Genomic DNA, 23027 nt, shown 5'->3' with positions numbered 1-23027 from the left:
TTAGATATTGCTCCATTGTCGATTTGAAGGTGCAGTCCGAGGCCCTCATAAAAATCCTAAGTTTGACAGCATAATAAATAATCAAAAGTAGATAATTGAATTAAAAAATAGACTTGGAATAGGAATCGAAAGGAAAAAGGAGTGTTGTATGAAGGGGAACAGTATCTGGAAAAATGTTGGTTTGTATGCCTTGGTGGTCTTCTCTCATTTTATTTTATTTTCGAGGATTCTTGCTAGTTGCTTGAATGTTCTTGTTGAGGGAGGTTCCGAGCTTCTCATTCTCTTGATATTCGCTTTGGTATCTGCTCTCTATATTTTTGGTTTGTGGAAATGGTACCAAAAGGGTTGGAAACTTGAGGTTAAAAAGACCAAACTGACGTCCACGATATGGTTACCCATTGGATTATTAGTTGCCTTTATTGCTCTTCAAGCCTTGGTCTCGGGTGAATCGTCTAATAATCAAAGAAGTATTGAGTTTTTCTTGGAGTTATTTCCTGCCTTCGTTTTTTTCTATATTATTTTTATTGCTCCCATTATTGAAGAATTCATAACTAGAGGCTTAATGGCCAAGTATCTATTTTCAAAGCAGGAAACCCTAGGACAGACCTTGCTCTATATTGCTCTTTCTTCTAGTTTATTTTCTTTTCTCCATCTTCCGTCTAGTCTAGGGCAATTTCTAATTTACTTTATAATGGGTTCAATTTTCGCTTTAGCGTATCTGACTAAGGAAGATATTCGTTATGCCATTGCCCTGCATATAGCAAATAACCTGATCGCTTCTCTCCTTATCTTCTTGCTTCAATAAAGAAGAATGGGGACTAACATACCTACCAAATCAGCCCTTTCCAAATCTGAAAAGGACTGATTTGTTTATTTGAGATAGTTTCTTCTGCAGCAAGGCTAATTTTTAGCATAAAAAAACAAAAAAACCTTTCCATCTGGAAAGGTTTTTGTCTTATAGGCCATAGTTGTAATCGTCATCCTGCATGGCTTCTACTTCACCGAGAAGATAACCATTTCCGACTTGAGAGAAGAAGTCGTGGTTGGATGTACCGGTTGAGATCCCGTTCATGACGATTGGGTTGACATCATCCGCTGAGTCAGGGAAAAGGGGATCTTGTCCCAAATTCATGAGGGCTTTGTTAGCATTGTAGCGAAGGAAGGTCTTGACTTCCTCTGTCCAACCTACACCGTCATAGAGGCTCTCTGTATAGCCTTCTTCGTTTTCATAGAGGGTGTAGAGCAAGTCATACATCCATTCTTTAAGTTTTTCTTGTTCGTCTTCTGGTAATTCGTTAAATCCAAGTTGGAACTTGTAGCCGATATAGGTTCCGTGAACAGATTCGTCCCGAATGATCAACTTGATGATTTCTGCCACGTTGGCCAATTTGTTGTTTCCAAGATAGTAGAGCGGTGTGAAGAAACCAGAGTAGAAGAGGAAGGTTTCAAGGAAGACGCTGGCTACTTTCTTTTCTAGAGGAGTGCCATTGAGGTAGATCTCGTTGATGATTTCTGCCTTCTTTTGAAGGAAGGGATTGGTATTGGTCCATTCGAAAATCTCTTCGATTTCTGACTTGGTATTCAAGGTAGAAAAGATAGAAGAGTAAGACTTAGCATGGACAGATTCCATGAATTGGATGTTGTTAAAGACAGCTTCTTCATGAGGAGTACGAATATCCGCACGAAGGGCTTCCACACCCGTTTCAGACTGCATGGTATCGAGAAGGGTTAAACCTCCAAAAACTTTACCAACAAGGTCTTTTTCCTTGTTAGACAGCTTTCTCCAGTCGTCCAAGTCGTTTGACAAAGGAATACGTGTATCCAACCAGAATTGTTCGGTTAGCTTTTCCCAAGTAGATTTATCGATGACATCCTCGATGGCATTCCAGTTAATGGCTTTGTAGTAAGTTTCCATTTGAAATCTCTTTCTTTTTCTAATTCATTCGATCATACAATCATTATTATTCTAACACAATTGTTAGAATACCGCACAAAAAGTCGGCGAACCGACTTTTTGGTAGCAATGGATCAGAGTGTCTTAGATGACACAGCTTTCACATTGGTTCGCGCCAACTTCTCCACCATCATCGGTAAAGGTACGGACGTAGTAGATAGACTTGATTCCCTTGTTAAAGGCGTAGTTGCGAAGGATAGACAAGTCACGAGTGGTTTGTTTGTTTTCAGTTTTCCATTCGTAAAGCCCTTTTGGAATATCACTACGCATGAAGAGCGTGAGTGAAAGTCCTTGGTCTACGTGCTCAGTTGCAGCAGCATAGACGTCGATGACTTTTCGCATATCCATGTCGTAGGCAGAAGTGTAGTAAGGAATGGTTTCTGTTGACAAACCAGCAGCAGGGTAGTAGATCTTACCGATTTTCTTCTCTTGGCGTTCTTCAATCCGTTGTGTGATTGGGTGGATAGAAGCAGATACGTCATTGATGTAGCTGATAGAACCATTTGGTGCGACAGCCAAGCGGTTTTGGTGGTAAAGACCATCTGCCTTGACTTTATCGCGGAGTTCAGCCCAGTCTTCTGCACTAGGAATGAAGATATCCTTAAAGAGTTCTTTGACGCGATCAGATTTTGGAACAAACTCTCCGGTCGTGTACTTATCAAAGTAGCTACCGTTGGCATAGTCTGATTTTTCAAAGTTGTGGAAGGTAACGCCCCGTTCACGTGCGATGTTGTTTGATTCGACGAGAGTCCAGTAGTTCATGAGCATGAAGTAGATGCTCGTAAACTCAACAGATTCAGGTGATCCATACTCGATCAATTGTTGGGCAAGGTAGCTGTGAAGTCCCATGGCTCCAAGACCAAAGGTATGAGCTTGGCTATTTCCGTGGTCAATTGTTGGAACAGCAACGATATGAGAGCTATCTGTAACGAAGGTCAAAGCACGAACCATGGCACGAATCGAACGACCAAAATCAGGTGAAGTCATCATGTTAACCACGTTGGTTGAACCAAGGTTACATGAGACGTCAGTCCCCATTTTAATGAATTCTTGAGCATCGTTAATCAAGCTTGGCTCTTGAACCTGGAGGATCTCTGAACACAAGTTACTCATGATGATCTTTCCATCAATAGGGTTTGCCCGGTTAGCAGTATCGATGTTAACTACATATGGGTAACCAGATTCTTGTTGCAATTTAGAAATTTCAGTTTCCAAATCACGGGCCTTAATTTTTGTCTTGCGGATGTTCGGATTAGCAACCAACTCATCGTATTTTTCAGTGATGTCGATGTAGTTAAATGGCACTCCGTATTCACGCTCTACAGAGTAAGGGCTGAAGAGGTACATTTCTTCATTCTTACGAGCCAACTCGTAGAACTTGTCTGGCACGACGACACCAAGTGAAAGGGTCTTAACACGAACTTTTTCATCGGCATTTTCCTTCTTAGTAGAAAGGAAGGAGATGATATCTGGGTGGAAGACATTGAGGTAAACTACACCAGCCCCTTGGCGTTGTCCCAATTGGTTAGAGTAAGAGAAGCTATCTTCGAAGAGTTTCATGACTGGCACGACCCCAGAAGCAGCTCCTTCATAGCCCTTGATTGGTGCACCAGCTTCGCGAAGATTGCTGAGGGAGATTCCAACCCCACCACCGATACGTGAAAGTTGGAGGGCCGAGTTGATAGAGCGTCCGATCGCATTCATATCATCAGTTACCTGGATCAAGAAACAAGAAACCAATTCCCCACGGCGGGCACGTCCAGCATTCAAGAAAGAAGGAGTAGCTGGTTGGTAGCGCTGGTGGATGATTTCATTTGCGATGTCTTTAGCAATTTCTTCATTTCCATCCGCAAAGTAGAGAGCATTGAAGAAGACGCGGTCTTCCATACTTTCGAGATAGTACTCTCCATCATTTGTTTTCAGAGCATACTGGTTATAGAATTTATAGGCAGCCATGAAGGACTTGAATTGGAAGTTTTGATCTTTGATAAATTGGGCCAATTCTTCCAAAAATTCAGGACGGTACTTCTGAATGAAGGCTGTTTCGATATAGTTGTGTTCAATAAGGTAGTTGATTTTATCCGTTATTGAATCAAAGGCCATGGTATTTGGCACAACATTTTCTTTGAAGAAAGCATCCAAGGCTTCTTTATCTTTATGAAGCATGATTTGACCGTTAACTGGACGGTTGATTTCATTATTAAGACGGAAGTAGGTTACGTCTTCAAGTGATTTTAATCCCATAATGTTCCTTTTTCTAATTCAAAAACAAAGGGGAGGCAAGCTCCCCTGTACAAGTAAAAGGGCTAGGGGAACACTGTAGTCGAGAACTACAGTAATCCATTCCCTAGACCAATCAGATCCTGTTTGATAGTTTTAAGATAATTTCTTGAGCTTAGCTGGTTGGAAGCCAGAGAAGACTTCATCTGCCGTTTGGATAACTGGTGCAGCGTTGAAACCAAGGTTCTTCACATGGTCTACAAACTCAGGTTGCTCATCTAGATTAATTTCACGGTATTCAACGTGATTGGTATCTAAAAAACGTTTGGTCATTTTACATTGAACGCAATTATTTTTTGAATAAATTGTCACCATAATGTGATCTAACTCCTCTAAATTCATAAATCTGTATCTAGTATAAACAAAAGGTTTTTCCTTGTCAAGAGTTTTAACTAAATATTGTGCACGTAAATTAACTATATCGGAGTATACCACAATATGTAGTATTGTAAGAATTAGTGAAAATTGAGGAAAACGTGATAAAATATAGGTTTTTTAAGTCAAAGGAATTCGAACTATTTTCCTAAAATTCTATATACTGTGTCCCTGAAAGCAATTCTATTTATTTAATAGAAGAAAGTAAAAAAAGTAGTTTAAAAGAAGAGAAAAAATGAGTGCTTCCTGTAAGTATTTTCAGTAAGTGTGTGATAAAAATCTTGAAAAATAATGAAGAAGATGATATAATAGCAAATTGTAAGGGTTATCACAGATAACTCAAAAACTAATTTTAAAAGGAGAGTCAAACTATGGCTTCTAAAGATTTCCACATCGTGGCAGAAACAGGTATCCACGCACGTCCAGCAACTTTGTTGGTTCAAACTGCTAGCAAATTTGCTTCAGATATTACTCTTGAATACAAAGGTAAATCAGTTAACTTGAAATCAATCATGGGTGTTATGAGCCTTGGTGTTGGTCAAGGAGCTGACGTTGTAATCTCAGCTGAAGGTGCTGACGCTGATGATGCTCTTGCAGCAATCGCTGAAACAATGGAAAAAGAAGGATTGGCATAAACATGACAGAAATGCTTAAAGGAATTGCAGCATCTGATGGTGTTGCCGTTGCTAAGGCATATCTACTTGTTCAACCCGACTTGTCATTTGAAACAATCTCAGTTGAAGATACAAATGCAGAAGAAGCTCGTTTGGATGCAGCTCTTGAAGCTTCACAGAACGAGCTTTCTCTTATTCGGGAGAATGCAGTAGCGAGCCTTGGTGAGGAAGCGGCACAAGTATTTGATGCTCACATGATGGTCCTTTCTGACCCTGAAATGGTTGGTCAGATCAAGGAAACAATTCGCACGAAGAAGGTGAATGCTGAGGCTGGTTTAAAAGAAGTCACAGACATGTTTATCACCATCTTTGAAGGAATGGAAGATAACCCATACATGCAAGAACGTGCAGCAGATATTCGCGACGTGACCAAACGTGTTCTTGCAAACTTGCTTGGTAAGAAATTGCCAAACCCTGCAACCATCAATGAAGAAGCAATCGTGGTTGCGCATGACTTGACTCCATCCGATACCGCTCAATTGAACAAACAGTTTGTTAAAGCCTTTGTTACAAACATTGGTGGACGTACAAGTCACTCAGCTATCATGGCGCGTACACTTGAAATTGCAGCGGTTCTTGGTACAAACAACATTACAGATCTTGTAAAAGATGGTGATGTGTTGGCTGTATCTGGAATCACTGGTGAAGTGGTCATCAACCCAAGTGAAGAACAAATTGCAGCCTTTAAAGCAGCTGGTGAAGCTTACGCTAAACAAAAAGCTGAATGGGCTCTTTTGAAAGATGCCAAAACTGTTACTGCAGATGGCAAACACTTCGAGTTGGCTGCTAACATCGGTACACCTAAAGACGTTGAAGGTGTGAACGAAAATGGTGCAGAAGCTGTTGGTCTCTATCGTACTGAATTCTTGTACATGGATTCTCAAGATTTCCCAACTGAAGATGATCAATATGAAGCATACAAAGCGGTTCTTGAAGGAATGAACGGTAAACCTGTTGTCGTTCGTACAATGGATATCGGTGGGGATAAAGAACTTCCTTACTTCGATCTTCCTAAAGAAATGAACCCATTTTTGGGTTACCGTGCGTTGCGTATCTCTATCTCTGAAACAGGTAACCAAATGTTCCGTACACAATTGCGTGCTTTGCTTCGTGCATCTGTTCACGGTAAATTGCGGATCATGTTCCCAATGGTTGCTTTGTTGACAGAGTTCCGTACAGCTAAAGGTATTCTGGAAGAAGAAAAAGCGAAATTGGTTGCGGAAGGTGTTGCCGTTGCTGACGACATCGAAGTAGGGATCATGATCGAAATCCCAGCAGCAGCGATGTTGGCTGATCAATTTGCCAAAGAAGTTGACTTCTTCTCAATTGGTACAAACGACTTGATCCAATACACCATGGCTGCTGACCGTATGAACGAACAAGTTTCATACCTTTACCAACCATATAACCCATCAATCCTTCGTTTGATCAACAATGTGATCAAAGCAGCTCACGCTGAAGGTAAATGGGCTGGAATGTGTGGTGAGATGGCTGGTGACCAAACAGCTGTTCCTCTTCTTGTCGGAATGGGCTTGGATGAGTTTTCTATGTCAGCTACATCTGTCCTTCGTACACGTAGCTTGATGAAGAAACTTGACACAGCTAAGATGCAAGAATACGCCAATCGTGCTCTTACTGAATGTTCAACTATGGAAGAAGTGCTTGAACTTTCTAAAGAATACGTGAACGTAGACTAATTGATCTTAAAAATCTGATAAAAGTTATCACCTCGGAAGAGGTGGTAGCTTTTTTATTTTAAACCTGTATTTGTTTCTTTAAATGAAGTAGCTGAACAAAAATGGAGTAGGTGTTGCTATATCAAAACAAAAAATTTAAATTTTCCAAAAATTTTCGGAAATAGGTTTAATTACAATTATTTTTATAGTATAATATTGGAAAGATAGTTTGAAAACTGAACAATTATGAATCTACTTTAGGAAATTTCAGGGAAACAATGAAAGTTTCAAATTCTTTTCATAATTTTTCATCGTATTATTCAAGAAAAAATCTTGAATATTTCAACTATTTATAGTAGAATAATATCAATAGGAAGCGCTTACATAAAAGCGAGAGAGGTGAGTGAATGGATACGAAACAAGCATTGTATACATTTGGAACCGGAGAGAACTTTCATCTTCAACATTATCTAGGGGCTCATAAAGAGCAAGTAGATGGTGTGGAAGGGTATAGTTTCCGTGTATGGGCTCCAAATGCTCAGGCAGTACACCTGGTAGGTGATTTCACCCAATGGGAAGAAAATGAAATTCCTATGGTAAGAAACGAAGCTGGTGTTTGGGAAGTTTTTACAACTGCACCTCAAGTTGGCGATATCTATAAGTTCCATGTTACAAGACAAAATGGCCACCGCTTGATGAAGGTGGATCCTTTAGCAGTCCGCATGGAAAAACGTCCGGGTACTGGAGCGGTTATTACAGATATTCCGGAACGGAAATGGAAAGATGGACTCTGGATGGCTAGACGGAGAAAACTTGGCTTTAGATCTCGTCCAGTAAATATTTATGAAGTTCATGCCGGTTCATGGAAACGCAATGAAGATGGAAGTCCTTATTCATTTGCTCAGTTGAAGGAAGACTTGATTCCCTACTTGGTAAAAATGAACTATACCCATGTGGAGTTCATGCCGGTGATGGCTCACCCGCTTGGATTAAGTTGGGGCTACCAATTGATGGGTTACTTTGCCTTAGAGCATACCTACGGAACACCGGAAGAGTTTCAGGATTTCGTTGAGGCCTGTCACTTGAATAACATCGGGGTGATTGTGGACTGGGTGCCGGGTCACTTTACTATCAATGATGATGCCTTGGCTTATTACGATGGAACACCTACTTTTGAATACCAGGACCACCATCGTGCCCACAACTATGGCTGGGGAGCAATGAACTTTGACCTAGGGAAAAACCAGGTTCAATCCTTCCTCATCTCTAGTGTAAAATTCTGGATTGAGTTTTACCATTTGGATGGAATCCGGGTCGATGCGGTCAGCAACATGCTTTACTTAGACTACGATAGTGGTCCATGGACACCAAATATTGATGGTGGAAATCTCAACTATGAGGGGATCCATTTCCTTAAGCGGATGAATGCTGTGATTAAATCAGAACATCCGGATGTCATCATGGCAGCGGAGGAAAGTTCATCTGGCACCAAGATCACTGGTCCAGAAGAGTATGGCGGTTTAGGATTTGACTACAAGTGGAATATGGGCTGGATGAATGATATCCTTCGCTTCTATGAGGAAGATCCTATTTATCGGAAATTTGATTTCAACTTGGTGACCTTTAGCTTTATGTATGCTTTCTCTGAAAACTTCTTGTTGCCATTCTCTCATGATGAAGTGGTCCACGGGAAGAAGAGTCTCATGCATAAGATGTGGGGAGATCGCTACAACCAGTTCGCTGGCTTGCGCAACCTCTTGACCTATCAGATTTGTCACCCAGGTAAGAAATTGCTCTTCATGGGTTCAGAGTTTGGCCAATTCTTAGAATGGAAGTCTGAAGAACAGCTAGAATGGTCCAATCTAGAAGATGACATGAACCGCAAGATGCAAGAGTTTACTTCACAGCTCAATCAATTCTACAAAGATAACAAGATGCTCTGGGAAATTGATGATAGCTATGATGGTATTGAGATTATTGATGCAGATAACCGAGATCAAAGTGTCTTGACCTTTACTCGTAAGGATAAAAAAGGAAATCATCTGCTATGTATCTTTAATATGGCACCAGTAGAGCGTAAGGACTTTACAGTCGGCGTCCCTGTTGCTGGGGTCTATGAAGAAGTTTGGAATACAGAATTAGAGAAATGGGGAGGTGTCTGGAAAGAGCACAACCAGGAAGTGAAGACTCAAGAGGGATTATGGAAAGATTATCCACAAACCTTGACCTTCACCTTACCGGCTCTTGGAGCTAGTGTATGGAAAGTGAAACGAAAACTTCGTTCCAATGTGTCTAAAACAAAAAAATAGTTGTTGGTGATCTACTGATCGCAGTCTATGATCCCATTCCTAAGTCTGTAGAAGAGGCCACATTGCCTCTCCTCAGAGGTGGGAAGAAGGTCTCGTCAATCCAAAAAGGAGTAATCAATGAAGAATGAAATGCTAGCTCTGATCCTTGCTGGTGGGCAAGGAACTCGCCTTGGAAAACTCACTCAAAGCATTGCCAAACCTGCAGTGCAATTTGGTGGACGTTATCGTATTATTGACTTTGCCTTATCCAACTGTGCCAACTCAGGTATCCACAATGTTGGCGTGATTACTCAGTATCAACCGCTTGCCTTAAACAACCATATCGGAAATGGTTCCAGTTGGGGTCTTGATGGTATTAATACTGGGGTTTCTATCCTTCAACCTTATTCTGCAAGTGAAGGAAATCGTTGGTTTGAAGGAACAAGTCATGCGATTTTCCAAAATATCGACTACATCGATAGCATCAATCCAGAGTATGTGTTGATCCTTTCTGGAGACCATATCTACAAGATGGACTATGACGACATGCTTCAGTCTCACAAAGATCACAATGCCAGCCTTACAGTAGCTGTATTAGATGTACCTTTAAAAGAAGCTAGCCGTTTCGGAATTATGAATACGGATGCCAACAATCGAATTGTCGAATTTGAAGAAAAACCTGCAGAGCCAAAATCAACAAAAGCTTCTATGGGAATTTATATCTTTGACTGGTCTCGTCTTCGCAACATGCTAGTGGCTGCAGAGAAGAGTGACATCGATATGTCTGACTTCGGTAAAAACGTTATTCCAACTTACCTTGAATCTGGAGAAAGTGTCTATGCTTATGAATTCAATGGCTATTGGAAAGACGTGGGAACTATTGAATCTCTCTGGGAAGCGAATATGGAATACATTGATCCAAACAATGCCTTGGACAGCCGGGATCGTCACTGGAAGATCTATTCTCGTAACTTGATTTCACCACCAAATTCCTTTGGCGAACATGCCCAAATTGAAGATTCCTTGGTAGTGGATGGATGCTTGGTAGACGGAACAGTAAAACGTTCTATCCTGTCTACGGAAGCACAAGTTCGTAAAGGTGCAGTCGTTGAAGATTCTGTCGTCATGAGTGGTGCCATTATCGGTCAAGGTGCTGTGATTAAACGTGCTATTATCGGTGAAGGAGCAGTTGTTTCAGAAGGTGTTGTCATCGATGGAACGGAAGAAGTACAAGTCGTTGGATATAACGAAAAAGTGGGGGTAGCAACAGATGAAGATTGATAAGTATTCAGCCATTTTAGGAAACACAGTAGGCTTCCATGATATGTCATCATTGACAGATCATCGTCCTGTTGCCAGTCTGCCATTTGATGGAAAATATCGCTTGATCGACTTCCCGCTTTCTAGCCTCGCTAATGCGGGAATTCGTAGTGTATTTGGTATCTTCCAGCAAGAAAATATCAGTTCTGTCTTTGACCATATTCGCTCTGGTCGTGAGTGGGGCTTGTCAACCCTCTTGAGTCACTACTATCTCGGTATCTACAACACTCCAGTAGAAAGTTCAAACGTTGGCAAAGAATACTACGAGCAACTCTTGACCTATTTGAAACGCTCTGGTTCGAACCAGACAGTCGCTCTGAACTGTGACGTCTTGGTGAATATTGATTTGAACCAGGTTTTCCATTTGCATAATACCATTGATGCACCTATTACAGTAGTTTACAAAAAGATGCATCAACGGGATATCTCAGAAGTAAATGCAATCTTGGATATTGATGAGACAGACCATGTGACTGGTCAAAAATTGTTTGAAGGCCAAGATCCTGAAGCACTTTACAATATGTCGACCGACATCTTTATTGTGGATACTCCTTGGTTGATTGAAAAATTGGAGCAAGAAGTTCATAAGGAACATCCAGAAAAACTGCGTTATATCTTACGTGATTTAGCGGTTGAATATGGGGCATTCGCTTTTGAATACACTGGCTATATTGCCAATATTCACTCTGTTGAGTCATATTACCGCGCTAATCTTGACATGTTGGAAACTCAGAAATTCATGTCACTCTTCTCACCAAATCAAAAAGTTTATACCAAGGTGAAAAATGAAGAGCCAACTTACTATGCGACTGGTTCGCAAATTAAGAATTCGCAATTTGCCTCAGGAAGCATTGTCGAAGCTTTGGTACATGATTCTGTCATCTCTCGTCGGGTTCATCTCCATAAGGGGGCAGAAATTCGTAGCAGTCTCTTGTTCCCAGGTGTTGTTGTCCATGAGGGAGCAGTCGTAGAGCATGCGATTCTTGACAAGGGTGTCGTAGTTGAAACTGGCGTTACCATTCGTGGAACCAAAGAGGCACCTCTTGTGATTAAAAAAGGTGCTGTAATTACAGAGGATATTGGATAATGAAATTATTGTTTGTTGCCGCTGAAGGAGCTCCTTTTTCAAAAACGGGGGGCTTGGGAGACGTTATTGGGGCACTCCCTAAATCCTTGGCTAAAAAAGGCCATGATGTTCGTGTCGTCCTCCCCTACTATGACATGGTAGAGGCGAAATTTGGCGACCAAGTTGAAGATGTGCTACACTTCGAGACCAGAGTTGGATGGAGAAGTGAATACGTTGGTGTGAAACGCATCTATCGTGATGGTGTTACTTTCTATTTTATTGATAACCAGAAATATTTCTTTAGAGGGCATGTCTACGGAGATTTTGATGATGGGGAGCGCTTTGCCTACTTCCAATTGGCAACGCTGGAGATGATGGAACGAGTAGACTTTATTCCAAATATCATCCATGTTCATGATTATCATACTGCCATGATTCCTTTCCTTCTTAAGGAAAAATACCGTTGGATTCAAGCTTACAATGGTATTAAGTCTGTCTTGACCATCCATAATCTAGAGTTCCAAGGGCAGTTTGACCCAGGAATGCTGTGGGATTTGTTTGGAGTTGGATTTGAACGCTATGAAGATGGGACACTTCGTTGGAAGGATTGCTTGAACTGGATGAAGGCCGGAATCCTCTATGCTGATCGTGTGACCACTGTTTCACCAAGTTACGGTTATGAAATCATGACGGCTGAATATGGTTGCGGACTCGATCAAATCTTGCGGATGGAATCTGGTAAATTAACGGGGATTGTGAATGGAATCGATACAGACCTCTACAATCCTGAAACAGACCCGCTCTTGACCTATCATTTCAGTCGAGATGATTTATCAGGGAAAGCAGCAAGTAAGCGAGCTCTTCAGGAACGTGTCGGACTTCCGGTACGTGATGATGTTCCCTTGTTTGGAATTGTTTCTCGTTTGACCCGCCAAAAAGGCTTTGATGTGGTGGTTGAAGAACTCCACAACATTCTACAAAAGGATATCCAAATCGTTCTTTTGGGTACAGGGGATCCTGGCTTTGAGCAAGCCTTTGCTTGGTTTGGTCAAGCTTATCCAGATAAACTCTCTGCCAATATTATGTTTGATGTCCAGTTGGCGCAAGAAATCTATGCTGCTTCGGATGTTTTCTTGATGCCAAGCCGATTTGAACCATGTGGACTTTCTCAAATGATGGCTATGCGCTACGGCACCTTGCCATTGGTTCACGAGGTAGGGGGACTGCGTGACACAGTGCAAGCCTATAATGTCATCGATGGCAGTGGTACTGGATTTAGCTTTAACAACCTATCTGGTTATTGGTTAAACTGGGCTGTCGATCAAGCTTTGACAGTCTATACTCATGATAAGAATGCTTGGTACGGTCTTCAAAGAGAAGCCATGAGTCGTGATTTCTCTTGGGATACGGCTAGTCAACACTATGCGGATCTCTATCAGTCTTTGTAAGATAAATCTCTAAAAACGCCTATTTTGAACTGACCCCAAAAGTTAGACAGAAAAATCTGACTCTTGGGGCCGGTACATTTTAGGAGTTTTTTTGTTGCTAAGAAAGGAAGAGGAGCTACTTACATATAGGAAGCAAAAAGGGAAGAAATCTGAGCAAAATGAGTTGCTAAAAGATTCGAAAAAAGATAAGATAGATAAAGGTAAAAAATCACGGGAAGCGTTTTAGGGGAAGTGTCATTCCTCTCCAAACATAAATGTGACTTCCTATGATTTACAAATATTACTATGTAGGAAATTATAGGATGAAACAAAGAAGACAAGCTTTTGAAAAGATTACCAAGTATTCGATTCGGAAATTATCCGTCGGAGTAGGTCCGGTTGCTATTGGAGCCCTTCTTTTTGCAGGGAGTGTAGTAGGAGCGCATTCTGTACAAGCTGATCAATTCACGGCAGAAGCGACAGTTCATATGGGGTATGTCACGGAAAATGAGTTGACTCCTGAGGAACAAGCTCAGGTGATTCGTGCAATTCCTGAAGAATATCAAAATGAAGATACCTTTTATCTGGTGTATAAGAAAAAAACACCTAGTCAAGGGCTACTACCACAAACAGGGACGACCGAATTGGCGATTGCTGGCCTTAGTTTAGCGACTGCCTCTTTAGCAGTTCTTTTGCTGTCCAAAAAACACCGAAAAAAAGTAATGGGACTCCTATTAATTGGTTCCATGGGGCAAAGTCTGCTCTTATCTATTGATGCCGCAGCCTTGCAAAATATTGAGTTAGCAAGCTACAATCAAACTCTTTCAATTGCAAGCAGTAAAGAACTAGCCAATGGTGTCATTCCGATTGAAGGCTATGACTATGTTGGCTACCTGCGTTGTCCAGTTGATCCAAGAGCTACGGGCCAAGAACCTCATGTAAGAGTGGAGGAGAAGCCTGTATCCCAACCTGCAACAGAAGGAAAGACTCTATCTCAGGTAACACCTGAAGAGGGTCCTGCATTCCCTATAGTGGACAAGCCAAACGTTGAAGTTTCAACAGAAATTATTCCGTTTGAAACGGTAGAACAAGCAGATCCTACTTTAGCAAAAGGTCAAACAGTAGTTTTAAGAGCTGGACAAAATGGTGAACAGACTGTTTTAACAGAAGTAAGTACGGTAAATGGTCAGGAAGTTCGCAAAGTAGTTGAAAGCAAGCTTACTAAAGAACCAGTTTCACAAATTCTTGCTGTCGGGACCAAGGAGGATGTTCAACCAAGTCCACAACCTGCCCCAGTAGTCACAGCTAAGGGAACTCAGGAAAAAGGTCATGTGGGAGAAGCGCCTGTTCAGCCGGAGAACCCAACCTATACAGGTGTCGTTGAAGCCAAGGGAACACAAGAAGAAGGTCATGTAGGAGAAGCACCTGTTCAACCGGAGACTCCATCCTATACAGGTGTCGTTGAAGCCAAGGGAACCCAGGAAGAAGGCCATGTCGGTGAAGCTCCCGTTCAACCAGAGACTCCAGCCTATACCGGTGTTGTGGAAGCCAAGGGAACGCAAGAAGAAGGCCATGTCGGCGAAGCCCCAATTCAACCGGAGAACCCAGTTTACCAAGCGATCGAAGGGACAGTGACGGAGACAGAAACGGTAATCCTTCCATATGAAACAGAGTATGTAACGGATGCTAATCGTTACACCGATGAAGAAAGCCTTCTTCAGAAAGGCGAGGCTGGTAGTCAGGAGATTCGTCGTGTTTATAAGACGGTCAATGGTGAGAAGATTGGCGAGCCCCTCAGCACGACAACTGAAACGGTAAAAGCTCCTGTGACAGAAAGAATCAGTCGTGGAAGTAAGGCGATTGAAGGCCAAACAGAGGAAGTTGCTTTTGAGGAGATTCCATTTAAGACGGTAACCGAACAAGATGGCACCTTGCTAAAAGGAACTGAAAGGGTTTCTCAAGCCGGTAAGAATGGGAAGAAGAAAATCACCAAGGTTTACAAGACCATCAAGGGAGTTAAAACGGCGGATGCTCCTACGATTTCCGAAGAAGTGGTAGAACAAGCGCAAGATCAGATCATTCAAAAAGGGACTAAAGAACTTGAAAAGCCAACCTTAACCTTGACCCAGGTCGAGAAGGAAGAATTGAAGCGTAGTGCTAAAGCTACTTATCGTTTGGACAAACCAGACGGTGTGACCATCAAGTCTATCCAGGCTGTATTGAAGAAGGGTGATCAAGTGGTTAAAACGTTTGCCCTTTCAGAGACGGACTTAGCAGCTGCCTTAGCGGACTTGGACTACTACAAGGATTATACGCTCGCAACGACCATGGTCTATGACCGTGGAAATGGGGATGAAGAAGAAGTTCTTAAGGAAGAACCGCTAAGACTTGACCTTAAAAAAGTTGAAATCAAAAACATCAAGGAAACCAGTCTGATTAGCGTGGATGACCAAGGTCTTGAGACGGATAGCAGCCTCTTGACTGAAACACCGTCTGATGTGAAACCATACTACTTAAAGGTTACCACCCATGATAATAAGGTCACGAAACTAGCCGTTGATAAAATCGAAGAAGTGACGGTAGATGGCGCGACCCTCTACAAAGTAACAGCCAAAGCTCCAGATTTGGTCCAACGGACTGCAGACAACCAGTTCAATGAGGACTATGTCCACTATATTGCCAAACCCAAAGCTCATGAAGGTGATGTCTACTACAATTTCAACGAACTTGTAAAAGCCATGCAAGCCAATCCGTCTGGCACCTTTAAACTGGGTAGCAATATGAATGCGGCCAATGTCCAACCAGCAGGAAAATCTTATGTAACCAATGCCTTCAAGGGAATTTTGGAAAGTACGGATGGAAATACATTTGCCATCCATAATATCACTCGACCACTTTTTGGGAACATCGAAGGTGGCTCGGTTAAGAATCTCTTGCTTGAAAATATTGCGATTGACCTACCTGGGACTGATCGAGTAGCCCCAATCGCAGGTGTCATCAAAAACAATGCAACTGTTGAAAATGTTAAAGTAACAGGAAGTGTTGTTGGGAACAATGACGTAGCAGGGATCGTCAATAAAATTGATGGTAGTGGGAAGGTCAGCAATGTTGCCTTTATCGGGAAACTGCACGCTACTGGTAACAAAGGTGGCTATCTAGCGGGTGTTGTTGGCGAAAACTGGAAAGGTGTTGTTGAAAAGGCTTACGTTGATGCTGAAATTACTGGGAACAAAGCCAAAGCTGCAGGTCTAGTCTATTCCTCTCAAAATGGTGGAAATAACCACACGGTTGGTAAAGAAGGGGTCCTCAGAAATTCAGTTGCTAAAGGTTCTATCGAACTCAAAGAAGCTGTTCAGTCTGGTGGATTGCTGGGTACCAACTGGGCCTTGGGTGCTATTGAAGACAACATCACGATGATGAAAGTCAAAACAGGTGAGATGGTATTTGGTCATTCAGATATCGATGCAGATGATTACTTCACCTATTCAAGAACCAAGCGCAATTACAGTGTGGAAGGCGTGAGTGAAGGGAAGAAAACCTTTAACAACTCCCGTAAAATCCCTAGCATCTCGCTGGCAGAAGCTGATCAAAAAATCGAAGCAATGGGAATCACGGCTCAAACATTTACCAGCAGCAAACCAATTGAAGATACGCTCAATCACCTTGTTAGCAAAGACGATCAATACAAGGGAATCACTGGTTACGATGCGACTCGTGAGCTAGCTTACCGCAATATCGCTAAATTGCAACCATTCTACAATAAAGAATGGATTGTCGACCAAGGGAATAAATTGGCCGCAACGAGTCCTCTCTTGACCAAGGAAGTCTTGTCTGTGACCGCTATGAAGGGCAATGATTTTGTCACTGAACTAGCTGATGTCGACCACATCCTGATCCACTACGCAGATAAGACCAAAGATGTCTTCAGCATTTCACCGAAAGAGTCTAAAGTCAAACAAGTGAAAGAGTACAGTGTAGCGGAGCTCGGTGAAGTAGTCTACACGCCGAATATGGTGGACAAAGACCGTAGTGATCTCATCAATGCTATTGTTGAAAAATTGAGTCCTGTGGAATTACAATCTGACCCAATCTACACGCACCTTGGTAGAACTGGTCCAAACAAAGTTAATGCTATTAAGAACCTTTATCTTGAAGAAACCTTCAAAGAAGTTAAGGATAATCTTACTAAATTTGTGAAACAGTTGGTTGAAAATGAGGATCATCAATTAAACACAGATGAGGCTGCTAAACGTGCTTTGATCAAGAAAATTGATGATAACAAGGCAGCGGTTCTCCTTGGCCTATCTTACCTTAACCGTTATTACGGAGTGAAGTTTGATGATTTCAATATCAAGCAACTCATGTTGTTCAAGCCAGACTTCTATGGGAAGAATGTCGATGTTTTAGACCGTTTGATTGAAATTGGTTCAAAAGAAGATTATGTCAAAGGAACTCGTACACACGATGCCTTCCGTGAAGTCGTGGCTAAGCATACTCGCTCTGGCAATCTCAATGATTTCTTGCAATACAACATGGAACTCTTTACAAGTGATACAAACTTGAATGATTGGTTCATCAAAGCAACCAAAGACAATGTCTATATTGTCGAGCCTGAGACAACCAATCCAGCATTCGCATCTGCTAAGCACAGAGCCTATGAGGGCTTAAACAATGATGTTCACGGTAAAATGATCTTGCCACTCTTGAACTTAAAAGATGCTCATATGTTCTTGATTTCAACCTACAATACCATGGCCTATAGTTCCTTCGAGAAATATGGCAAGAACACGGAAGCAGAACGCAATGCCTTCAAAGCGGAAATTGATAAAGTCGCTAAAGGGCAACAAAATTACCTAGATTTCTGGTCACGTCTAGCAACGGATAAGGTTCGCAATCAACTCTTGAAGAGCAATAATATGGTGCCGACCCCTGTCCTTGATAACCAAAACTACAAGGGCATTAGTACAGATCGTTATGGACATACCAACAGTGGCAAAGATGTGGCTCCAATCCGTGAATTGTATGGTCCGACCGACCGTTACCATGCGACTGATGGTCGTATGGGAGCTGTAGCTCGCGTTTATGCCAATCCATATAAAGATGACTCTGTCTTCTTTATGGTGACGGATATGGTTAGTGATTTTGGGGTTTCTGCCTTTACCCACGAAACGACTCACGTTAATGACCGCATGGTTTATCTAGGTGGCTCAAGACACCGTGAAGGAACAGATCTTGAAGCATTTGCTCAAGGAATGTTGCAAACTCCATCCGTATCCAATCCAAATGGTGAATACAAAGCCCTTGGTCTCAACATGGCTTATGAACGTCCAAACGATGGAAATCAATGGTATAACACTAATCCAAATGATCTGACTTCACGCGAGGAGATTGATCGCTACATGAAGGGTTATAATGATACCCTCATGCTTCTGGATTACCTAGAAGGAGAAGCTGTCCTCAACAAAGGCAGTCAAGACTTAAACAATGTATGGTTCAAGAAGGTTGATAAACAATATCGAGGAGCTAACACTAAGAATCAATTCGACAAGGTTAGACCTTTAAGTGATGAAGAAAAAGATATTCCTTTGCATTCAGTTGATGACCTAGTAACCAATAACTTCATGACCAACCGTGGTCCTGGAAATGGCGTTTATAATCCATCTGACTTTGGATCAGCCTATGTGACCGTACCGATGATGACAGGGATCTATGGTGGGAACACCAGTGAAGGGGCTCCTGGAGCAATGTCCTTCAAACACAATACCTTCAGACTCTGGGGTTATTATGGCTATGAAAAAGGATTCCTAGGTTATGCTTCAAACAAGTATAAACAAGAGTCCAAACAAGCTGGACTTGCCACTCTAGGAGATGACTTCGTAATTCAGAAGATTTCTGATGGAAGATTCAGTACCCTTGAAGACTGGAAGAAAGCTTACTTCAATGAAGTGGTAACCAGTGCCAAAAACGGAATTCAGGCTATTGACATCGATGGTAAAACCTACAATAGCTATGAAGACTTGAAACGTGCATTTGCTGAAGCAGTAGATAAAGATAAGGCTACTCTAAGTAACGGTTCTGTCAAATTTGACAATACTGTTTCACTGAAAGAAAAAATCTTTAAGAAATTGCTGCAACAAACGGACAGTTTCAAAACCCCTATTTTTAAATAGGAAGAAAATGCTCATCTGCTCGTCAGGTGAGTTTTTTCTATCCTTGGTAATAATGCTTCCTCTTCTGATAAAAATAATATAAATTTGTGTGGAATACAAAAATAGACAAAGTGTCTAAAAACGATTAGGGTCTTTTGAAAACTAGTGGCAAGAGGAATTTTGAAAGTAGTAACAGAATTGCCGTAAAACGTTTTCTTTCTAGGCAAACATTTGACTATTATATCTTTTAGGAGTAAACTAAGGGAGTAAAATTTATTTAAGGAGAATTCATCATGAATTTAACATTTTTAGGTCTTTGTTTTGCCTGCTTCGGCGTGTCCATTGCTGAAGGATTGATTATGAGTAATCTTTTCAAAGCTGCTTCTCGTCAACCAGAGATTATCGGTCAATTACGTAGCCTTTTGATCCTCGGGATCGCCTTTGTAGAAGGTACCTTCTTCGTAACCTTGGCCATGGCCTTCGTTATTAAATAGACTTCTCTATTTAGGAAAGGAGGTGTCAAACCTTGGAAGAAAGTGTGAATCCAACCCTAAATATTGGACCTGTATCCTTTGATTTGACCCTACTTGCCATGTCTCTTGTAACCGTTCTGATGGTCTTTGCCTTTGTCTATTGGGCAAGTCGCAAAATGACCCTTCGTCCCAAGGGCAAACAAAATGCTCTTGAGATGATCTATGATTTTGTCATTAGTTTTACCAAGGGAAACATTGGAGAGCACTATATGAAGAACTATTCTTTGTTCTTGTTTTCTCTCTTTCTCTTTATCTTGGTGGCCAATAATATTGGTTTAATGGCAAAAGTTCAAACAACAAACGGTTATAACTTGTGGACTTCCCCAACGGCTAACCTCGGCTATGACTTATCTCTCTCCTTTATGATCACCTTGATCGCACATGTGGAAGGAGTTCGTCGTCGAGGCTTTAAGGAATACTTGAAGGCCTTTGCGACTCCTGGTTTTATGACCCCGATGAACCTCCTAGAAGAGGTGACCAATTTTGCTTCCTTAGCAATTCGGATCTACGGGAATATTTTTGCCGGTGAAGTATTGGCAGGCTTGCTTTTAGCCTTGTCTCAACAAGCCTTTTATTGGTATCCAGTAGCCTTTATCGGAAGCATGTTATGGACAGCCTTTTCGATTTTCATTTCATGTATCCAAGCCTATGTATTTACCATGTTGTCATCCATGTACATAGGTAAAAAAATAAACGGTGAGGAAGAGTAAGTAGAGGAGTAGAAGATGGATTTAACAATTGGTACCATTATTGGTGACTTTATACTAATCGCTGGTTCCTTCCTCTTATTAATCTTTTTAGTAAAGAAATTTGCTTGGGGCAATATTACCAGTATTTTGGATGCGCGTGCTGAAAAAATTATCAATGATATTGACCAAGCAGAGGCGGCCCGTAAAAAGGCTGAGGAACTAGCTGCAAAACGCGAAGAAGAGTTGGCAGGTAGTCGTCAAGAAGCAACGACCATTCTTGAAACGGCTAAGGAAACAGCCGAAAAAAATAAGGCTCATATTCTCAGTGAAGCCAACCAAGAAGCCCTTCGCTTGAAAGAAAAAGCGCAATTAGAAATTTCGCAAAATAAAGAAGAAGCGATGAACAGTATCAAGGGAGATGTCGCAGACCTAACCGTTAACTTGGCAGGTAAATTGCTAAGCCAACAGTTGGACTCTGAAGGCCATCGCCAACTGATCGATCGCTACCTAAATGAATTAGGAGATGCCTAATGGACAAAAAGCAATTAATGGTAATTGAGAAATATTCCCAGCCTTTTGTTCAATTGGTATTTGAAAAGAATCAGCAAGATGACGTTTATGAACAACTAAGTCAAATAAAGGCTGTTTTTGAAGAAACAGGCCTTGCTGCATTTTTAGCTCATATCGGTGTAGAGGATGAAGAGAAGGCGAAAAGTCTGCGACTTTTCCAAAACTCGGATTCAGCATTACTAGACCATTTGATTGAAGTGGTTATTCTCAATCATCGTGAAGCCTTATTTTATGACATTGTCAGAGTTAGTATGGATCAAATTCAACAAGTGAGCAACTGTTTCGAAGTAACCGTTTCTTCGGTTGCAGGACTCGATCAGGCTCAAAAAGAGAAATTGATTCCTATTATTGAAAAGAAATTTGGCATCCAAGTTCGTTCGTTGAAAGAAAAATTGGATCCAGATTTGATTGGTGGTTTTGTGGTTTCAGCAAATCACAAGACCTTAGATACTAGTCTCAAACGTCAATTGCAAGTCATAAAAGCAAATTTGAAATAGAAAGTGGTGTGAATTTTGGCGATTAACGCACAAGAAATCAGCGCTTTAATTAAGCAACAAATTGAAAATTTCCAGCCAAATTTTGACGTCACAGAGACCGGAGTCGTTACCTATATTGGTGACGGGATTGCGCGTGCTCATGGCCTTGAAAATGCAATGAGTGGTGAGTTGTTGATCTTTGAAAACGGCTCATACGGGATGGCGCAAAACTTGGAAACGACAGATGTCGGGATTATTATCCTTGGAGACTTCACGGATATTCGTGAAGGAGACTCGATTCGTCGGACTGGTAAAATCATGGAAGTCCCTGCTGGGGATGCCTTGATTGGTCGGGTTGTCAATCCTCTTGGTCAACCAGTGGATGGCTTGGGAGACATCGTAACAGATACCTTCCGTCCAGTTGAAACACCAGCTCCTGGTGTTATGCAACGGAAATCTGTCTCAGAGCCCCTTCAAACCGGTTTGAAAGCCATTGATGCCCTCGTTCCAATCGGACGGGGCCAACGGGAATTGATCATCGGAGACCGTCAAACAGGGAAAACCTCTATTGCCATCGATACCATCTTGAACCAAAAGGATCAAGACATGATCTGTATCTATGTCGCAATTGGACAAAAAGAATCAACGGTTCGGACACAAGTAGAAACACTTCACAAGTATGGAGCAATGGATTATACCATTGTCGTAACAGCATCAGCCTCACAACCGTCTCCATTGCTATTCCTTGCACCATATGCAGGGGTTGCGATGGCCGAAGAGTTCATGTACAATGGCAAACACGTTTTGATCGTCTATGATGATTTGTCAAAACAAGCCGTTGCTTACCGTGAATTGTCCCTTCTTCTTCGTCGTCCGCCAGGACGGGAAGCCTTCCCAGGGGATGTCTTCTACCTTCATAGCCGTTTATTGGAACGTTCTGCCAAAGTATCAGATGAATTGGGTGGTGGTTCCATCACTGCGCTTCCAATTATTGAAACACAAGCAGGAGATATTTCCGCTTATATCGCAACTAACGTGATTTCGATCACAGATGGACAAATCTTCTTGCAAGATAGCCTCTTTAACTCAGGTATTCGTCCAGCCATCGATGCGGGATCATCTGTCTCACGGGTTGGTGGATCAGCCCAAATCAAGGCTATGAAGAAGGTTGCGGGGACTCTCCGTATTGACCTAGCTTCTTACCGTGAGTTGGAAGCCTTCACCAAGTTTGGTAGTGACTTGGATGCGGCTACTCAAGCTAAGTTGAACCGTGGTCGCCGGACAGTAGAAGTCTTGAAACAACCGGTCCATGAACCATTAACTGTTGAAAAACAGGTTGTGATCTTGTATGCATTGACACATGGATTCTTGGATAGTGTACCAGTTGATGATATCCTTCGCTTTGAAGAGGAACTGTTTGCCTTTGTAGAAGCACATCATGCAGATATCTTTGAAACCATTCGTACTACCAAAGATCTTCCAAGTGAAGAAACAATGGATGCAGTGATTACTGACTTTGTCAACCAATCAAGTTTCAAATAGAAATAGGA

Annotated in this window: 16 protein-coding genes; 13 read left to right on the top strand and 3 right to left on the bottom strand. The window is 41.8% G+C overall.

Annotated features, from left to right (window positions below; all coding sequences use genetic code 11):
• Positions 1-148 precede the first annotated feature (148 nt).
• Complete coding sequence (locus AC3E6G_RS05510) at positions 149-805, top strand: CPBP family intramembrane glutamic endopeptidase (protein ID WP_048717184.1); 657 nt, start codon at positions 149-151, stop codon at positions 803-805.
• Positions 806-955: 150 nt separating this feature from the next.
• Here the strand turns inward: AC3E6G_RS05510 and nrdF are convergent, their stop codons facing one another.
• The 3 genes from nrdF to nrdH form a co-directional block, all read right to left on the bottom strand.
• Positions 956-1915 carry a class 1b ribonucleoside-diphosphate reductase subunit beta gene (gene nrdF / locus AC3E6G_RS05505; RefSeq protein WP_490700611.1) on the bottom strand — a complete coding sequence of 320 codons (960 nt, stop codon included), beginning with the start codon at positions 1913-1915 and terminating at the stop codon, positions 956-958.
• A gap of 123 nt (positions 1916-2038) precedes the next feature.
• Entirely contained in the window at positions 2039-4198 is a 2160-nt protein-coding gene (nrdE, locus tag AC3E6G_RS05500; protein WP_048789641.1) for a class 1b ribonucleoside-diphosphate reductase subunit alpha, read from the bottom strand.
• Positions 4199-4330: 132 nt separating this feature from the next.
• The gene (nrdH, locus tag AC3E6G_RS05495) at positions 4331-4549 is read right to left on the bottom strand and encodes a glutaredoxin-like protein NrdH (protein ID WP_006596951.1); all 219 of its coding nucleotides are present in this window, start codon (positions 4547-4549) and stop codon (positions 4331-4333) included.
• 431 nt (positions 4550-4980) lie between these two features.
• On the opposite strand from nrdH, the gene AC3E6G_RS05490 reads away from it, so the two are divergent.
• From AC3E6G_RS05490 to atpA, 12 genes are all read left to right on the top strand, one after another.
• On the top strand, positions 4981-5244 hold the full coding sequence (locus AC3E6G_RS05490) for a phosphocarrier protein HPr (protein WP_006596636.1): 264 nt from the start codon (positions 4981-4983) through the stop codon (positions 5242-5244).
• Between the two features lie 2 nt (positions 5245-5246).
• Positions 5247-6980, top strand: a complete 1734-nt coding sequence (ptsP, locus tag AC3E6G_RS05485; RefSeq protein ID WP_048789642.1) for a phosphoenolpyruvate--protein phosphotransferase — start codon at positions 5247-5249, stop codon at positions 6978-6980.
• 386 nt (positions 6981-7366) lie between these two features.
• Positions 7367-9268 carry a 1,4-alpha-glucan branching protein GlgB gene (gene glgB, locus AC3E6G_RS05480; RefSeq protein ID WP_490700610.1) on the top strand — a complete coding sequence of 634 codons (1902 nt, stop codon included), beginning with the start codon at positions 7367-7369 and terminating at the stop codon, positions 9266-9268.
• A gap of 117 nt (positions 9269-9385) precedes the next feature.
• Positions 9386-10528 (top strand): glucose-1-phosphate adenylyltransferase, encoded by a 1143-nt coding sequence (locus AC3E6G_RS05475; protein ID WP_048689275.1) that lies wholly within the window; start codon positions 9386-9388, stop codon positions 10526-10528.
• Positions 10518-11654 (top strand): glucose-1-phosphate adenylyltransferase subunit GlgD, encoded by a 1137-nt coding sequence (gene glgD / locus AC3E6G_RS05470; RefSeq protein WP_125335360.1) that lies wholly within the window; start codon positions 10518-10520, stop codon positions 11652-11654. Before AC3E6G_RS05475 ends, glgD begins: the two co-directional genes overlap by 11 nt.
• Positions 11654-13081 carry a glycogen synthase GlgA gene (glgA, locus tag AC3E6G_RS05465; RefSeq protein ID WP_490700609.1) on the top strand — a complete coding sequence of 476 codons (1428 nt, stop codon included), beginning with the start codon at positions 11654-11656 and terminating at the stop codon, positions 13079-13081. Before glgD ends, glgA begins: the two co-directional genes overlap by 1 nt.
• 302 nt (positions 13082-13383) lie before the next feature.
• Positions 13384-19230 carry a ZmpA/ZmpB/ZmpC family metallo-endopeptidase gene (locus AC3E6G_RS05460; protein ID WP_490700608.1) on the top strand — a complete coding sequence of 1949 codons (5847 nt, stop codon included), beginning with the start codon at positions 13384-13386 and terminating at the stop codon, positions 19228-19230.
• A gap of 272 nt (positions 19231-19502) precedes the next feature.
• A complete protein-coding gene (locus AC3E6G_RS05455) occupies positions 19503-19703 on the top strand; it encodes a F0F1 ATP synthase subunit C (RefSeq protein ID WP_006596628.1) in 201 nt (66 codons plus the stop codon).
• 32 nt (positions 19704-19735) lie between these two features.
• Positions 19736-20452: a F0F1 ATP synthase subunit A gene (atpB, locus tag AC3E6G_RS05450; protein WP_287517113.1), complete on the top strand. Its 717-nt coding sequence runs from the start codon at positions 19736-19738 to the stop codon at positions 20450-20452.
• Positions 20453-20467: 15 nt separating this feature from the next.
• Complete coding sequence (gene atpF / locus AC3E6G_RS05445; RefSeq protein ID WP_306474510.1) at positions 20468-20962, top strand: F0F1 ATP synthase subunit B; 495 nt, start codon at positions 20468-20470, stop codon at positions 20960-20962.
• On the top strand, positions 20962-21498 hold the full coding sequence (locus AC3E6G_RS05440) for a F0F1 ATP synthase subunit delta (protein WP_293887095.1): 537 nt from the start codon (positions 20962-20964) through the stop codon (positions 21496-21498). The genes atpF and AC3E6G_RS05440 overlap by 1 nt, the downstream gene beginning before the upstream one ends.
• A gap of 15 nt (positions 21499-21513) precedes the next feature.
• Positions 21514-23019, top strand: coding sequence for a F0F1 ATP synthase subunit alpha (gene atpA / locus AC3E6G_RS05435; RefSeq protein WP_238656160.1), 1506 nt, complete (start codon positions 21514-21516; stop codon positions 23017-23019).
• The last annotated feature ends 8 nt before the right edge of the window (positions 23020-23027 follow it).

This window comes from Streptococcus sp. SCPM-O-B-23252 (M501), from assembly GCF_058200355.1.
Note: the sequence above shows the minus strand (reverse complement) of the source record. Positions and strands in the feature narration are given on the sequence as shown.

Excerpts from the sequence above, each read along its gene's own strand:
- AC3E6G_RS05475 (WP_048689275.1), top strand. The coding sequence starts at position 9,386 with ATGAAGAATGAAATGCTAGCTCTGATCCTTGCTGGTGGGCAAGGAACT.
- AC3E6G_RS05440 (WP_293887095.1), top strand. The coding sequence starts at position 20,962 with ATGGACAAAAAGCAATTAATGGTAATTGAGAAATATTCCCAGCCTTTT.
- glgD (WP_125335360.1), top strand. The coding sequence starts at position 10,518 with ATGAAGATTGATAAGTATTCAGCCATTTTAGGAAACACAGTAGGCTTC.
- glgB (WP_490700610.1), top strand. The coding sequence starts at position 7,367 with ATGGATACGAAACAAGCATTGTATACATTTGGAACCGGAGAGAACTTT.
- AC3E6G_RS05460 (WP_490700608.1), top strand. The coding sequence starts at position 13,384 with ATGAAACAAAGAAGACAAGCTTTTGAAAAGATTACCAAGTATTCGATT.
- glgA (WP_490700609.1), top strand. The coding sequence starts at position 11,654 with ATGAAATTATTGTTTGTTGCCGCTGAAGGAGCTCCTTTTTCAAAAACG.
- AC3E6G_RS05455 (WP_006596628.1), top strand. The coding sequence starts at position 19,503 with ATGAATTTAACATTTTTAGGTCTTTGTTTTGCCTGCTTCGGCGTGTCC.
- ptsP (WP_048789642.1), top strand. The coding sequence starts at position 5,247 with ATGACAGAAATGCTTAAAGGAATTGCAGCATCTGATGGTGTTGCCGTT.
- nrdE (WP_048789641.1), bottom strand. The coding sequence starts at position 4,198 with ATGGGATTAAAATCACTTGAAGACGTAACCTACTTCCGTCTTAATAAT.
- AC3E6G_RS05510 (WP_048717184.1), top strand. The coding sequence starts at position 149 with ATGAAGGGGAACAGTATCTGGAAAAATGTTGGTTTGTATGCCTTGGTG.
- atpF (WP_306474510.1), top strand. The coding sequence starts at position 20,468 with ATGGATTTAACAATTGGTACCATTATTGGTGACTTTATACTAATCGCT.
- nrdF (WP_490700611.1), bottom strand. The coding sequence starts at position 1,915 with ATGGAAACTTACTACAAAGCCATTAACTGGAATGCCATCGAGGATGTC.
- AC3E6G_RS05490 (WP_006596636.1), top strand. The coding sequence starts at position 4,981 with ATGGCTTCTAAAGATTTCCACATCGTGGCAGAAACAGGTATCCACGCA.
- nrdH (WP_006596951.1), bottom strand. The coding sequence starts at position 4,549 with ATGGTGACAATTTATTCAAAAAATAATTGCGTTCAATGTAAAATGACC.